The sequence below is a fragment of the Dysgonomonas gadei ATCC BAA-286 genome (assembly GCF_000213555.1).
Taxonomy (GTDB): domain Bacteria; phylum Bacteroidota; class Bacteroidia; order Bacteroidales; family Dysgonomonadaceae; genus Dysgonomonas; species Dysgonomonas gadei.
In genome coordinates this window covers 216,970-231,829 of the sequence record NZ_GL891987.1, presented here as the reverse complement: position 1 = coordinate 231,829, position 14,860 = coordinate 216,970, and the positions used below count along the sequence as shown (strand labels likewise).

General features: G+C 40.8%; 12 protein-coding genes. 6 read left to right on the top strand and 6 right to left on the bottom strand.

Annotation, left to right across the window (positions count from 1 at the left end):
- Nucleotides 1-276: 276 nt before the first annotated feature.
- The 6 genes from HMPREF9455_RS16280 to purE all read left to right on the top strand — a co-directional run bounded on the left by HMPREF9455_RS16280 (nucleotide 277) and on the right by purE (nucleotide 5,858).
- Nucleotides 277-609 carry a zinc ribbon domain-containing protein YjdM gene (locus tag HMPREF9455_RS16280; RefSeq protein ID WP_006800834.1) on the top strand — a complete coding sequence of 111 codons (333 nt, stop codon included), beginning with the start codon at nucleotides 277-279 and terminating at the stop codon, nucleotides 607-609.
- Between the two features lie 90 nt (nucleotides 610-699).
- Nucleotides 700-1,524, top strand: coding sequence for an MBL fold metallo-hydrolase (locus HMPREF9455_RS16275; protein ID WP_006800833.1), 825 nt, complete (start codon nucleotides 700-702; stop codon nucleotides 1,522-1,524).
- A 1,208-nt stretch (nucleotides 1,525-2,732) separates the two neighbouring features.
- Nucleotides 2,733-4,193 carry an RNA polymerase factor sigma-54 gene (rpoN, locus tag HMPREF9455_RS16270; RefSeq protein WP_006800832.1) on the top strand — a complete coding sequence of 487 codons (1,461 nt, stop codon included), beginning with the start codon at nucleotides 2,733-2,735 and terminating at the stop codon, nucleotides 4,191-4,193.
- Nucleotides 4,190-4,942, top strand: coding sequence for a phosphatase PAP2 family protein (locus HMPREF9455_RS16265; RefSeq protein WP_006800831.1), 753 nt, complete (start codon nucleotides 4,190-4,192; stop codon nucleotides 4,940-4,942). Before rpoN ends, HMPREF9455_RS16265 begins: the two co-directional genes overlap by 4 nt.
- A 24-nt stretch (nucleotides 4,943-4,966) precedes the next feature.
- Complete coding sequence (gcvH, locus tag HMPREF9455_RS16260) at nucleotides 4,967-5,347, top strand: glycine cleavage system protein GcvH (RefSeq protein ID WP_006800830.1); 381 nt, start codon at nucleotides 4,967-4,969, stop codon at nucleotides 5,345-5,347.
- A 4-nt stretch (nucleotides 5,348-5,351) separates the two neighbouring features.
- A complete protein-coding gene (purE, locus tag HMPREF9455_RS16255; RefSeq protein ID WP_006800829.1) occupies nucleotides 5,352-5,858 on the top strand; it encodes a 5-(carboxyamino)imidazole ribonucleotide mutase in 507 nt (168 codons plus the stop codon).
- 74 nt (nucleotides 5,859-5,932) lie between these two features.
- Here purE and HMPREF9455_RS16250 read toward each other — a convergent pair whose 3' ends face one another.
- From HMPREF9455_RS16250 to HMPREF9455_RS16225, 6 genes are all read right to left on the bottom strand, one after another.
- Nucleotides 5,933-6,634: a head GIN domain-containing protein gene (locus HMPREF9455_RS16250; protein WP_006800828.1), complete on the bottom strand. Its 702-nt coding sequence runs from the start codon at nucleotides 6,632-6,634 to the stop codon at nucleotides 5,933-5,935.
- 132 nt (nucleotides 6,635-6,766) lie between these two features.
- Nucleotides 6,767-8,101 (bottom strand): DUF4097 family beta strand repeat-containing protein, encoded by a 1,335-nt coding sequence (locus tag HMPREF9455_RS16245; RefSeq protein ID WP_006800827.1) that lies wholly within the window; start codon nucleotides 8,099-8,101, stop codon nucleotides 6,767-6,769.
- Nucleotides 8,102-8,114: 13 nt separating this feature from the next.
- Nucleotides 8,115-8,657 carry a hypothetical protein gene (locus HMPREF9455_RS16240; RefSeq protein WP_006800826.1) on the bottom strand — a complete coding sequence of 181 codons (543 nt, stop codon included), beginning with the start codon at nucleotides 8,655-8,657 and terminating at the stop codon, nucleotides 8,115-8,117.
- Nucleotides 8,658-8,671: 14 nt separating this feature from the next.
- Nucleotides 8,672-9,202, bottom strand: a complete 531-nt coding sequence (locus HMPREF9455_RS16235) for an RNA polymerase sigma factor (RefSeq protein WP_006800825.1) — start codon at nucleotides 9,200-9,202, stop codon at nucleotides 8,672-8,674.
- A 432-nt stretch (nucleotides 9,203-9,634) separates the two neighbouring features.
- The gene (locus HMPREF9455_RS16230) at nucleotides 9,635-11,233 is read right to left on the bottom strand and encodes a SusD/RagB family nutrient-binding outer membrane lipoprotein (protein ID WP_006800824.1); all 1,599 of its coding nucleotides are present in this window, start codon (nucleotides 11,231-11,233) and stop codon (nucleotides 9,635-9,637) included.
- Nucleotides 11,234-11,260: 27 nt separating this feature from the next.
- Nucleotides 11,261-14,605, bottom strand: a complete 3,345-nt coding sequence (locus tag HMPREF9455_RS16225) for a SusC/RagA family TonB-linked outer membrane protein (RefSeq protein WP_006800823.1) — start codon at nucleotides 14,603-14,605, stop codon at nucleotides 11,261-11,263.
- Nucleotides 14,606-14,860: the final 255 nt, after the last annotated feature.

Genomic DNA, 14,860 nt, shown 5'->3' with positions numbered 1-14,860 from the left:
CTGTCTTTTGTATTATAGAACTTAGTCATTTTTCCCACACATAAATCAGTGCAAACGCATCAAAATTCCTAAAGTTGTTTTCAGTCTCATGTAGGGGCGTATTGCATACGCCTAATTGTGATATTTTGTTATGCGGGCGTATGCAATACGCCCCTACAGGCTTTCGATAGAAGTTGAACAATTTGATGCGTTTGCCCCACACATAAATCAGTGGTTTTGGCTTCACAGCCTAAAAGCGTTATCTTTGCATTTTTAACACTAAAAATTAGCAAAGAAATGGAAGGAACTCCGAATTGTCCGGTGTGCAGCATGGAAAATACTTATTTTGACGGTACGGCATATGTTTGCCCCGATTGCTTTCACGAATGGACAGGCGAAGCAAACACAGAAACAGAAGACACAACCCCTAAAGACAGCAATGGTGCAGAATTATTTGACGGTGACGCTGTAACAGTTATTAAAGACCTGAAAGTAAAAGGTTCGTCGATGGTTATCAAGCGCGGAACAAAAGTAAAAAGTATCCGCCTGACCGAAGAACCGACAGAAGTAGACTGCAAGATAGACGGATCGAGCATTGTTTTAAAAACATGCTTCCTGAAAAAAGGATAAGAACCCGTTCGAAATTATATCCGGAGGTGTTCATAACTTTAACGTTACGAACACCTTTTTTTATCCGGATACTCCTTAACTTTGCACGCTATGCAATATGATTTATTTTCACAATACAAATATAAGTTCTTCAGCTTGGGCAGCGGCAGTAGCGGAAACTGTTACTATCTGGGAACCAAAGAAAACGGTATCCTTATAGATGCCGGAATAGGTATCCGCAATGTAACGAAATCATTACGTGAATATGGGGTTGCTTTCGAAAAGATTAAAGCAATTCTTATCACGCACGACCATGCCGATCACATAAAGACAGTCGGATGCTTCGGCGACAAGTACAATATTCCCGTTTACGCGACCGAAACCGTACACGAAGGAATCCAACGTAACAGAGTGGTACAAGCCAATCTGTATCAATCGAAAAGAGTTATTGAAAAAGAAGTACCGTTCACGATCACCGATTTTAATATAACCGCCTTTGACGTCCCTCACGATAGTATCGAAAATGTAGGCTATCATATTGAGTTTGAAGGGCAGGCACTTGTCGTTGTTACAGATATAGGCCGCATCACCGACAAGATAAGGGATTATGCCTGCAGAGCCAATCACCTTGTAATTGAAGCCAACTACGATGAATATATGCTTCAGACCGGCAGATATCCGTATTACCTCAAAGAGCGCATAAAAAACGGTATGGGCCATTTAAGCAACCGTCTTTCGGCCGAATTTATTGCAAGTATCTATAATGAAAATCTCCGGAATATCTGGCTCTGTCATCTCAGCCAGGATAATAATCATCCCGAGATTGCATTCAAAACCGTAGAACAGGCATTGGCCACCAATGGCGTTGTTGTAAACAGGGATGTAAAACTGGAAACCCTCAGCAGATATAAGGTTTCGGGATTGAGAGAATTTTGATAATCCAAATCCGCAAGCATTTCAAAAAACTTTATCTATATAATTATAGCCGATAGCCTTTAGCTGTTGGCTTATAGATCTTTGAAGTATTGGTATAAGTAATAAGTTTTAAGTACTAAGTTGAAAGTTATATGAGATACGAGTAGACAAACACAAATTGTTTACTCTTAAGAAACACTTTTTTATTTTGCTGATATTTAATGCTTTGCATTTGCTCCAAAATATATCAAAATCAAACGTGTTTCTTTCATTATCTTAATCCGGATTGCCGGATTTAGGTGCTGCTAACTGTTTACTGTTTACTGAAAAAGGTGTAACCTTTGTTACCTTTTATTTTTAACCACAGAGTAAACGGAGTAGCACGGAGTCTTTTTATTTACGGGATGCTTCGCTACCCCTGCTTATGAGTTGATGGCTGTTAACTGATATATCTGTTACCTTTGTTACCTTTTTTATAGTTACAAGTTACTTCGCCCTTTGGGCAGTTACGAGTTACGAGGGAAAGAATTAGCTCCACTGACCAGTGGTTCTTAATTTTTCATTTTTCATTCTTAATTCTTAATTGCTTTCGGTGTTACTTTTGTTACCTTTTGGGGAATTCGTAGGAGGGTGTGTCAAAAGCCAAATTGCACTATCAAATTATTACCCTCTTTGTCATTGGCTCCGCTTCGCTCTGCCGAACGTTGTTTCTGAATGCAATGAAGAATCCCGACCCTCCAGATACGAGATGTTTCACTCCGTTCAACATGACAAAATGAAAGTAAAAATTACTATTGACACACCCTCACAATAATCCAACGGGCGAAAAATGTTTCGCCCCTACAGAGCAAAGCGGAACCTGTTACCTTTGTTACCTTTTATTTTTAAACACGGAGTAAAAGGAGTAGCACGGAGTTTTTAGAAGAAAAAGTGACAATAAAAATTGTGTGAAAAGTCGTCAGGTTTGTCAGGTTTTGTGCATAAGCTATTGGCTAACAGCTATCAACTAAAAGCTAAATATATGTCAGATATGTCAGATTTTAACAAAATATCCGAGTCACTCCGGATTCCTTTATACAATCAAAAACTTATAGAGCTCAGTGGACATGACCGACGGGAGACTGAAGGAAAAACTTTACAATTCTTATGTTATTCAATAGCTGAACCTTTACGTTAAAATATTGTTTTTATTATTATCTTTGTCTTAATAGAATTTTATCAGGTACTTTATGGCTCTAAAACAGTCCTTACAACTCAAACAGCAGCAGAAGCTTTCACCTCTTCAGATGCAGGTTATTAAATTAACCGAGTTACCTGTTATTGAGTTAGAAGAACGTATAAAGCAGGAACTGGAAGACAATCCGGCATTAGAAGAAGGTCTTGAACCAGTTGATGATACATCGGATTTCGATGATGATTACAATTCGGAAGAAGATGGAAATATATCACAGGAAGACTTGACTTTAGGCGACTATATGAATGAAGAAGAGATACCTGACTATCAATTACGGGACGGTAATAGACAAGCCTCCGGCAAACAGGACGAAATACCCTTCTCGGTAGCAGCCTCCCTTCACGAATATCTGATAGAGCAATTGGGTGAATGTGAATTGGAAGAGAATGACGAAAAAGTAGCCGAATACATCATTGGTAACATTGACGAGAACGGCTATCTGGACAGGTCTCTTTCTGCTATTTCGGACGATCTTATTTTTCAGCAGAATCTGGATATTCCGGTTTCTAAACTTGAAGAAATACTGAAGACGATCCAGGATTTCGAGCCGGCAGGTATAGGCGCTCGGAATCTACAGGAATGCCTCCTTTTGCAATTGACGCGAAAAGAAAAATCAGACAATACGGAATTAGCCATAAAGATAATCACCAATTACTTCGAGGAATTCTCTAAAAGGCATTATGACAAAATCATAAGACAACTGGATATCGATGAGACCGGGCTAAAAGGTGCAATACAAGAAATCACCACACTGAATCCTAAACCGGGAAATAACTGGGGAGATTCCATGTCCATCACATTGAGTACCATTGTTCCCGATTTTATTATAGAAACATATAACGGTGAACTCCTGTTAAGCATGAATAACCGTAACATTCCCGACCTGAAGGTAAGCCGCGAATATTCCGACCTGCTCAGAGGATACGCCGACAATAGGGATAGCATGTCGGCCGATAGTAAGAATGCTGTTCTCTTCGTGAAGCAGAAGCTGGATTCCGCACGTTGGTTTATCGATGCCATCAAGCAAAGGCAGGATACGCTTCAGCGTACCATGCAGGCTATAATGGATATGCAATACGACTTCTTTCTTACAGGAGACGAAGCCCAGCTGAAACCAATGATACTGAAAGATGTGGCTCAACGTACAGGATACGATATATCCACCATATCACGGGTGAGCAACAGTAAATATGTGCAGACTAATTTCGGGATTTACCCGCTTAAATACTTCTTCTCAGAGTCGATGCAGACTGACACGGGCGAGGAAATCTCTTCCCGCGAAGTGAAAGCCATATTAAAAGAATGTATCGAACACGAAGACAAGAAGAAACCGCTTACAGACGACAGGCTTTCAGAGATACTGAAAGAGAAGGGGTATATAATTGCCCGCCGTACTGTAGCTAAATACCGGGAACAGATGAACTTGCCTGTTGCCCGATTAAGAAAGGAAATATGATAGAAGAAATAGACAATGTGCCGGAGATAAGAAACAATCCCGCTGATACCAGGGATGAGTACGGCTCCGGTAAATCGCCGTTCTCATATGAACCACCAAAAGAAAAAGAGCCGCTTCCTGCACGGATAATATCTATTATCTTGCACCCTTTTTTCATGGGAATATATGGTGTCTCGCTTTTGTTTTTGTATACGGATTTCAGGTTGATCTTTGCCGGACAGTTCACGCGGTTTATCACTCCCGTGTTTTTCCTTACATGCGTGATTCCGGCGAGCAGTATATTCTTTTTGAGAAAAGCAGGGCTGATAAAAGATTATGACCTGAGAAACAGAAATGACAGGTTTATCCCCTTTGTCGCAGCGTTCTGTTCTTACTGCTTACTTATCTATTACTTCGTATCGGCCGGATTATATGCATGGTTTATCGGGATACTGGTTGCTCCGATTGTTCTGATCGTAATAGCCGCCATCACAACCAAATTCTGGAAGATCAGCGCACATATGATGGGGATTGGAGGACTGATTGGTTGCACTTTGTCGGTTTGTTACAACGTTAAAGGACTGAATCCATTCATTTTGTTCATCATTTTGTTTATCTTAGCAGGGTGTTTGGGCGTATCCCGATTGATGCTTCAACGGCATACTCCGGGACAGGTATATACGGGCTTTTTAGTCGGCCTTATTGTTTCATACCTGTGTGTACTGATCGGGGCATACTGGGGTGTTATCATGTTTATAAATAACTTATAATTAATAATATAAAATAAATAGATTATGAATTTTCCTGAAAATCTGAAGTATTCAAAAGATCACGAGTGGATCAAAGTTGAAGGCGATAAAGCAGTAGTTGGTATTACAGAATTTGCTCAAAGCGAACTGGGTGAAATCGTTTATGTAGATGTTACTACCGAAGGGGAAACAATCGACAAAGACGGAGTATTCGGCAGCGTAGAAGCTGTAAAGACAGTTTCCGACTTGTTGATGCCTGTATCCGGAGAAGTGCTTGAAGTAAATGCCGATCTGGAAGACAAGCCTGAATTGATTAACGAAGATCCATACGGAAAAGGCTGGATTATTAAAATTGCTGTAAGCGATGCCGCCCAGTTGGACAGCTTGCTTTCGGCAGCAGATTACAAAAAACTAATTGGTAAATAATTAAATGAAACCTATCGTAAGTATAATTATGGGAAGTACATCCGATCTTCCCGTAATGGAAAAAGCTGCAAAGTTCTTCGATGAAATGGAGATTCCATTCGAAATAAACGCTTTGTCGGCACACCGTACGCCCGAACGTGTAGAGGCTTTTACTAAAGGAGCACACGACCGCGGAATCAAAGTAATTATAGCGGCAGCCGGTATGGCGGCCCATCTTCCGGGTGTTATAGCTTCCATGACATCTATTCCGGTTATCGGAGTGCCTATCGACGCTTCGCTCGACGGAATGGACGCATTGCTTGCTATCGTACAAATGCCTCCAGGAATACCTGTTGCCACAGTGGGCATCAACGGTTCCCAAAATGCGGCTATCCTTGCCCTGCAGATGATAGCTACGGGAGATGAAAACTTGCATAAGAAACTGATCGCTTATAAAGAAACCTTGAAGAGCAAAATTGAAAAGGCTAATGAAGATTTAGCCAAAGTTCAGTATAAGTTCAAGACGAATTAAGAAGCGGTTTCGTTTGAAGTAAAAGAAAGTAGAGGTGTACTTTCGGGTACACCTCTACTCTTATCACAAATCTATTACTTACTTATACTACCTCCACCCGACTTGTGGGCATTGATAGTTTCGTATGTCAGTTTCTTGATATCAACATCGGCTCCGCCACTGCAACTGACAGAGATAACCTTCACCTTTCCAGATAACTCTGCGTCGGCTCCGCCACTAACAGAAAGGCTTACTTCATCTGCACTGCCGATGTTTATATTTGAATCGCTCCCGCCTGATGCTGCTATCTTGAGTTTCTTAGCCCTTAAGTCCTTGATATCGCAATCGGAACCTCCGGAGAAAGCAAAATTTGCCTCATTTACATTCAACCGGTCTATTTCTATATCGGCACCTCCTGAGGCTGCTATGGACAATGCTCCTTTATTATTCAATTCTTTTGCATTGAAATCCGAACCTCCCGATATGGCTATCGCATCTAATGCAGGGGCAGAAACATAGGCGTATATCCTGGAGTTTCTTTTAAAGCGCTCGCCGTCTTTCCGTCTCAGTTCGAGATTGCCATTACTTACTGTTATTTCAATTTTCGGCATGTTCTCCGCATCAGTCTCTATCTCCAATGAGTGCGAGTTGCTTTGGGTAAAATAAATATCTATACCTCCACTTACGGCAATCTTGTTAAATGAGCTTACCGGTTTCTTCTCTTTTACCACTTGTGCCGATATGCCTAAAGATATCACACAACATACTACTAACAGGATAATACTTTTTACTTTCATAGTTCTTTCTATTTTTAAGGTCGCAGACCTATTTGACTCTTCTTCGCGTCATTAATTAATTATTGCTTTCGTATCTAAAACCGCGACAGTTAGTCATGGTTTAATGACATTGCGTTAAAAACTCTATTTCAATTACCTTATATCAATATCGGCATAGTTATTAGATACTATTATAGTTGCAGTAGGTTTGCCATTTCCTATCTGGCCTTTCTTAGTTACCTTATTACCTTTTTCAATAGATTCGGTATATTTCACAGTATATTTTTTCGAAACATTGAGATCTCCATATATAAGGCTTGCATCAAATGTTGCGGACATGTTCAGCGGGAGTCCTATCGCAACATCACAATAACTGCCTTTTATATTTATCGTTTTCACTTTAGGCGACATTCCCCTTATCGTGACATCGCCATAAGAACTGCGAATGTCGATATCAGACAGCAGATTATCTATGATTATATCTGCATACATCAGCTGCCCTGTCATGCTACCGATAGTCCCTATCCTCATATCGCCATATGACGAGGATTTTGGTATCACAAGGGTTTGTACGTTACTGAACCGGCAATCGTTATAGTTACCTGATGACTCAATCTTCCCGGCTTTCTCTATTTTGAAATCAGAGTAGGATCCTGACAAAATAATATCCTGCGCATCCCCTATTTTCACATCACTATATCTTGCTTTTACTGATGCAGCCTTAGTCAGTGATTGTGCCGAAAAATCACTATAAGAAAGATTCGCATTTAAGCTGTTATTAAGCCTGTCCACTTTCACATCTCCATAATCAAGGTTAATATTCAGGGATATATTTTTAGGAACAGTTATTATATAATTGATCTGAGGTTTCGAACTGCTTCTACCTGTATTATTAGTGGTGATGGAAAGAAGCCTGTTGCTTGTTGTTATGTTACATGAACCGAATTGATTTCTCTTATCGAAATATTGTATCTCAAGATCTATCTGGCTGGAATTTGATTCCTTCACAATTATATTTCCGTATTTATGAAAGAATTCTATTTCTGATATATTCGAAAAACTCTTTTTTTCTATCCGGTCAGGAGTCCCCTCTGCACGCTGCTTAGTACCTTTGCTATCATAGCTAAAAGCGTATGCAGTATAATCTTTTCCGTCAATGTTGAGATTTCTAAGGCTCGACTTTGCTGTCTTAATACCTTCTTTTGCTGCATTCATTGCCAGTGCAGTGATAGAATCAGTGTTAATATTGATGTTGAAGTCACTCAATGCCGTGATAGAATCCATATTAAAATTAAGGTTGAGCCCATTCAATTCCATAAACTGGCTCGAATCTATGTCTATTCCATCCAATACTTTATCCAGATTGAGATTCAATTTCTTTTTGAATACTCTGGCGGAATCCTGTGGCTGATTGCCCGCACTTTCAACAGCAAATGCTTGAAAGAGTGTCAGGCAGCATAAAGTCATTAATAATATATTCTTCTTCATCGTGTGTACATTTTTAGCATTTTGTGTATTTACCTAATTTTTCATTTATACTTTCCAGTTTCTGAATGTTTGTTTTATAGTGTTTCACCAGATAGCGTATAGCCATTTCCTGATTTTCGTTTTTTGACATCTCATCCACAAAAGCAGTATTGCTGCTCATTATCTTCTCTATATCGCGAGTCAGCTGTGCCTGGTTTTCAGTGTCAGTATAGGCCAGTTTGCACATGATATCTGCGATCTGATCCTCCATTTGCTGGTTGTAATAATCGTTTGTCGCCTTAAATTCATCAGTTGCTATGGAGCTCTCAGTCGGTGGTGTCACTTCTATGCTTTGCGGAGCATAGAATTTGACGGCTACTCCTATCAGTATCGCAATAGACGCGGCAACAGAGATAAAGCTTATCAGTTTTACCCTTTTAGCCGGTCTCTTTTCAGGCTCCTGAATATCCGCCTGCTTGTTAAGCAATGCTTCGAATCGCTCCATATGACCTGCCGATGGTTCTTTATCGTCAAACAGTTCTCTGTTCTTTTCTATGTATTCTTTTCTATCTTTCATCTCTCGCCCTCCTTTCAGATAAGTTCGATTAATCTTTGTTTTGCTCTCATATATTGTATGCGGGCTGTACCCGGCGCTATGCTTAGTATTTCAGCTATCTCTTCATGGTCATAACCTTCTATCAGATATAAATTTATAATCAGACGGCTCGATTCCGGCAATTTATCTATTGCTGATCTCACCTGACCTACCTTTTCCATTATTTGCTCCCAATCGGCATTGTCATCCGTATCGGCAATATCATAATTCATATTTTCATGCAGTTCTGTCATCTCCATGTTTCTTCTTCTCAGTTTGTCAATGGATGCGTTAATAGCTATCCGCACCAGCCATGCCTCGAAAGGGACAGAATCGCTGTAACTATCCAACCCTGAAAAGGCTTTGAGAAAAGCATCCTGCATCGTATCTTCAGCTTCGGCAGAGTCGCGTAGTACACGAAAGCATGTGTTGTAAACCCTTTTGTAAAAGGTCGTATACATCTGCATCTGCGCCCTGCGTTCGCCTTTCCTGCACTGTTCGATTATACCTGAGTCGAAACTTATCATCTACTAATCCTGTTACCTTTTCTATTTAGGACTCATATTACTTGTTTATTGACTTCCTGAGAGAATAACCGAGACAGTCAATCGTGCGAAATATGACATAAACACCTTTCTTTATTTATATGTACGCAAGAAAAAAAGAAGTGTTACAAAAGAACAGATTTTTTTTTAAGAAAAAAGAAAAGTTCCCTATCTTATTCTTTTTATATAAAATCTGATACGATATCAGTTATTAACTGACTACTGTTACCCGCCAACTCCAAATTTCCCTTAAATACCTGATATTTATATGATTATTGACTGTGTGAAAAGAATAAAAATCCCAGACCTTTATTAGGTCTGGGATTTTTCAGTGTCTTAAATTTAATATTTGTGTGAACCCACTATATAACTTAAGATTATTTCTAAATTTCAAAGCATTTGTAATCTATCGTATTATTTGGCCCAAAACAATTTTATGTAGGCATTATCTGTTCCACCCATAGCCTGTATCTGTGCATCATAATTTTTTGCGTTATTACTTCTCTCGGAATCCGGATAACGAACCCGGGAAGGTAATGTTTTCAATAATTGAGCCGACTGATCCTCCGGATAATATAATTGAGGGTATCCTGTACGACGCACTTCATTCCAAGCCTGGAACGGCTGCATATAACCGAAATTCAGCCATTTCTGAGTAATGATAGCCTCTTCTTTGTTAGAGGCGGCATTCCATGCCTTTTCTGCATAAGCCCTAATAACCGACTCTGCCGGCATGTCCATCTTTGTCCCATCTTTGCTCGGACTAATCGCATTCTCTTCGAAATAGAACTGTGAAGAGTGTAGAATCCCGTCAACAAAAGCCGCTTTTGCATCGCCGCTAGCCCATCCTTTCTGATATGCTTCCGCTTTCAGGAAGTCGACTTCGGCCGCTGTAAAAATCGGACTTATAAACTGTGTATTGTACATCACTGTAGTAGAGTCGATACGCGAATATATGCGCTCTGATTCCGGCTTCGCGATGTTTACCTCTTGTTCGGCATACGTTTCGTGAGTAGATAGCCCTTTATATTCTCCTGCCGCATTTTTAGAATACATAATAGGCAGGCGCGGATCATTTTCTCCCGAAACGGTCCGAGTCAATGCATCTAACATGGCTTGCGATGCACGGCTCTGGCTAATGTAACCTGTACGAAGATCATCCGGATTGAAAAAGGCTCCGGTATCTTTATCATTGGAATCCAGTTTAATAGTTTCGTCCAGACTGGATACGAGAGGATATCCACCCCCCAGAATTTCAGCTATCACTTGCTTTCCTTTGGCAGATAAATCTCCTTGTGAAGCTACTCGTACAGCAAGGCGCAGGCGAAGCGAATTACAATACCTTTCCCATTTATCCAGATCGCCGTAATTGACGAAATCCTGCTTAGGCAAAGATGCAGACGCCTGTTTGTCCAGGCTGCCTTTTATACTATGTATATCTGCATAAAGTTCACCCAGACGGTCGAGCATCATAGTATATATGTCCGTAGCCTTATCATATGCCGGATAACTGCCGGCCACATCACCGGTAATGGCAAGAAAGCCGGCCTCTTTGAACGGCGCGTCGCCGAAAGTATCCACTATCTGCGATAAATGATCGTAAACAAATACTTCGGACAAATTCTTAAATATTCTATATGTATTTTTTTCGCTGTCGCTTAACCCTTCATAGACATTCTGAAGTACACGAAACTGGGTCAGTGTATTATAGAAATGTACCCAACGGTCGTTAGCATAGCTGTCGTTAGCCGAATAAAGGGAACCTTGCGAGTTCATAAATCCGAGTGTCTGGGCATATTTTCCCGTAACGGTATTATCCCATGTGTACATCCGCCAATAAGAATTGAACGTATATACGCGTCCTGTATAAAACACCCCCGTCATCAGTTTGTCGCAGTATGCCTTGGTAGTTTTTGACGGATCAAGGTATTTATCCGAATACTCGCTGTCGGCGCAGGAATAGAATGTAAGCGCCACAACCAATATAATGAGAAATAAATATATCTTTTTCATATTGTTCTTTTTTGATTGATTAAAGAATTAGAAGCTGGCACGTAACGAAATACCTACCGAGCGTGTTGTCGTAGTAGAACCGCCCAGGCTGGCCTGCGTTATCCAAGATGTACCGTCTGCTGCTTCAGCATCCAGCATTGGCATGTTCTTGTAAACATAGAACAGGTTACGTCCGAATACGGAAACCATCAAACTCTTACACTTGACTTTGGAAAGTATAGATTTCGGAAGATTGTATCCTATTGACAGTTCGCGACATTTAACATATGTATTATCAAATATGCCATGAGAATAATAAGTTACATCCGTAGGATCATAACCGCCCCAGTTGTAAGTCCAATATGCCAACTGGTCACCCGGAATCATTGTCGTATTAGCGCTTCCATCCGCTTTAACACCTTGCAATATCACGCCGTTATCATAAATCCGCTCTCCGTTAGGGCCTGCAGAACCTGTGAAAGGAACTACGTTGCGATTAGCATCAAAGTAATAGGTCAGTCCTTTACCTTCTCCATCATGATAATCCAGGCTTTCTTTAATCGCTCCCTGTCCCATCATATACTGATAAGGCATATTCATTACCGCGCCGCCTATGCGATAATCGAACGAAGCATCGAGTACGAAATTCTTATACGAGAAAGTAGTAGCGAAACCTCCGACCATCTTCGGCATGGCATTTCCCACTTTAACCGGTTTATCGGTCAGTTGATAGAAACCGTCTTCGCGGATAATATAATTGCCTTTATCATCTTGTTTAGGTGCCAAAGCATATATATCTCCGGCCGGTTCTCCTAATTTTGAATAAAGATATGCGGACCCGTTATCCCAGTTTGTATGTGTTATCTGATCGATACCTTCCGCCAACTTGACCACGGTATTTTTGTTCCATGCAAAATTGGCGCGCACATCCCATCTCAGGTCACGTGTCAGAACCGGTGTACCGTACAGGGAAAGCTCAACGCCTCTGTTCTTCATGTCGCCGATATTCATCGTGATACTTGTACCACCGGAAGATGCAGGCATAGTAGCCTCCAAAATCATATCCTGTATTTTATTGGTATAATAAGAAAGCTCGAAACCTAAGCGGTTGTTGAAGAATTTACTTTCCAGTCCGAATTCCCATTCAAATTTCTTTTCGTTGCGGAGGTTGTAATTGCCCACTTTAGGGTCGACACTATTATATATCCATCCGGCTACTGACTTCTGCGTATAAGCCTGAGTAGCGTAATATGCCGGCGGAGGATTACCTACAACGCCGTAAGACGCACGGATCTTTCCATAATCGTACCACGAAGGCATTTTATCTTTAAATAATTCGGTATAAATGATACTTCCACTCACAGATGGAAAATAGAATACATTCTTGTTGGGTGCCAACGTGGAGACTTTTTCCTGACGGAGTGTTCCTTCCAGATAAGCCCAGCTATCGTACGACAGGTTCAATGTTCCGAAATACGCGGTCTTCAACAGACTCAATTTACGCATTTCAGAGGACTTCGGTTCGTTGCTGGCATTCAGGTGAAACCAGTTTTCTACCGAGAGGCCGCCGTTAGTATTCGCCCAGGTATTGAATTCCTTTTCCGTACGTCCCTGCCAGCCGACCATAGCGTTCATACCCAACTTATCAGTCAGGTTGGTATCATAATTCAACATAACGTCGCCATAGAAAATCTCGTAGCGATTGTTACGCGCCATATAGTATCCTACGTTTTTGTTGATCATGGGAGAGTTGTTTGCCTGTTCTTTTTGCTCGATCTTTTCGGCAGTATAATCCGTTGCTATACGCCCTTTCAGGGTAAGACCCTTTATGATTTGCCAGCTTGGAGTAACATTTGCCAACAAGCGGTTCGTATTATTCAGATATTCTTTACTCAGGATATTCCAAAAATATTCTTCCACCAATGCATAAGGAGCCGGAGTCCATTCGAATCCTTCATCCGGAGTAAGTTGATTAGCATCAGTATAAATCCGGTTCAAATATCCCAGACTTGTTCTTGTATGTTCGCGCAAGTATTTAACGTCATCGAAAGGCCCTGCCATACCGCTAAAGTTAGTCAATGTACGGCTGAGGCGATAAGGTGGATTTTTTTGGTCCTGCAGTATATAATTAACACCGTAACCGACCGAAATATTTTTTGTTACGTTATAATTGCCTGTCAGGTTAAAGTTATGCTTTTGAAACGTAGAGTTATACTGCGTAGGTTTATTATCTATATAGGTATAAGAAAAGCGAAGATTGCCTTTTTCACCAGCGTTTGTAACAGCAAGGTTATATTGTTGAGTGACGCCTGTTCGGAATATTTCCGACCATGGATTATCGTTTATCGGAGAGTACTTGCGTACTGTTCCGTCATAATAGATTACATCTTTACCATCGTATTTCGGCCCCCAATACCTTGTCGTTGAAGACGCTCTTCTGTGGTTTACTCCATTTCTGTCATCCCATCCATTGATCCTCCATCCTTCTTCGTCGAGCCCGTTTGCCGCAGTACGTTGATATCCATTAGCTCCCGGACCGTATTTAGTCTGGTATTTAGGCATATAAGCTACCGGATCCCATGTCAGGCTGGCATTGAAGTCTACACCCAAACCGGTAGAACCTTTACCTGTTTTGGTCGTAATCATCACAACGCCGTTAGTCGCCTCCGAACCATACAAGGCAGAAGCCGCAGCGCCTTTCAGAATAGACAGGCTTTCAATATCCTCCGGATTAATATCCGCCAAGCCGTTAGACGATATACGCTGATTATCCCAGTAACCGCTCAAGTTAGCGTCGCCATTATGGATAGGTACACCATCCACTACGACCAAAGGCATATTGGTCAGGTTTAGAGAATTCAGACCGCGTATATTGATAGAAATGGCACCTGCGATGCCACCCGGAGCTGTCTGAATACGCACACCTGATGCTTTTCCGTAAAGAGCGGAGCCTAAAGTCGGCGCTGCCGCTTTCGTTAAATCACCTGCACTTATTGTACTAACCGAATAACCCAGCGCTTTCGATTCTTTTCTAATACCCAAAGCTGTCACTACAACTTCATCCAATTGAAGGGCATCCTCCTGAAGGGCCACATCAATTACTGATGAAGTTACAGTTACTTCCTGTGACTTATAACCAACAAAGGAAAAGATCAATACCGAATTTGTACCTGCCGATATAGTATACTTCCCATCTACGTCCGTCAAGGTACCATTAGTCGTTCCTTTCAGGGTGACACTTGCTCCAATAATAGGCTCATTATTTGTGTCTTTAACGACACCTCTTACTGTTTGAGCCTGAGCAAAGACATGAGAGCATAATAAAATACCGCACAATAGCAGTACTTTAAATATACTCTTGCTAATTCTGTTTTCTTTTAAGTAAACATTCATAATAAAAAAATTTGAGGTTACTCATTAATAATAAAGAAGAAATTACCGGATGAATCGTTTCTAAATTTGTAAAATGTAAAATCAGTATCTGCCCTAAATATAATGACACGCAACAAGACCTTCTACCTTCTGAATGGAGTACAGAAAATAAGATATTTTTTATCATATATATACATGCTGAAAAACCCGAATAATAATAATTCGAGTTGTATATTTTTAGGTAAGACTTGATTACTTATTCTCTCTCTCTCTCTC

Excerpts from the sequence above, each read along its gene's own strand:
- HMPREF9455_RS16250 (WP_006800828.1), bottom strand. The coding sequence starts at position 6,634 with ATGAAAGTAAAAAGTATTATCCTGTTAGTAGTATGTTGTGTGATATCT.
- gcvH (WP_006800830.1), top strand. The coding sequence starts at position 4,967 with ATGAATTTTCCTGAAAATCTGAAGTATTCAAAAGATCACGAGTGGATC.
- HMPREF9455_RS16235 (WP_006800825.1), bottom strand. The coding sequence starts at position 9,202 with ATGATAAGTTTCGACTCAGGTATAATCGAACAGTGCAGGAAAGGCGAA.
- HMPREF9455_RS16265 (WP_006800831.1), top strand. The coding sequence starts at position 4,190 with ATGATAGAAGAAATAGACAATGTGCCGGAGATAAGAAACAATCCCGCT.
- HMPREF9455_RS16225 (WP_006800823.1), bottom strand. The coding sequence starts at position 14,605 with ATGAATGTTTACTTAAAAGAAAACAGAATTAGCAAGAGTATATTTAAA.
- HMPREF9455_RS16275 (WP_006800833.1), top strand. The coding sequence starts at position 700 with ATGCAATATGATTTATTTTCACAATACAAATATAAGTTCTTCAGCTTG.
- HMPREF9455_RS16240 (WP_006800826.1), bottom strand. The coding sequence starts at position 8,657 with ATGAAAGATAGAAAAGAATACATAGAAAAGAACAGAGAACTGTTTGAC.
- HMPREF9455_RS16245 (WP_006800827.1), bottom strand. The coding sequence starts at position 8,101 with ATGAAGAAGAATATATTATTAATGACTTTATGCTGCCTGACACTCTTT.
- rpoN (WP_006800832.1), top strand. The coding sequence starts at position 2,733 with ATGGCTCTAAAACAGTCCTTACAACTCAAACAGCAGCAGAAGCTTTCA.
- purE (WP_006800829.1), top strand. The coding sequence starts at position 5,352 with ATGAAACCTATCGTAAGTATAATTATGGGAAGTACATCCGATCTTCCC.
- HMPREF9455_RS16280 (WP_006800834.1), top strand. The coding sequence starts at position 277 with ATGGAAGGAACTCCGAATTGTCCGGTGTGCAGCATGGAAAATACTTAT.
- HMPREF9455_RS16230 (WP_006800824.1), bottom strand. The coding sequence starts at position 11,233 with ATGAAAAAGATATATTTATTTCTCATTATATTGGTTGTGGCGCTTACA.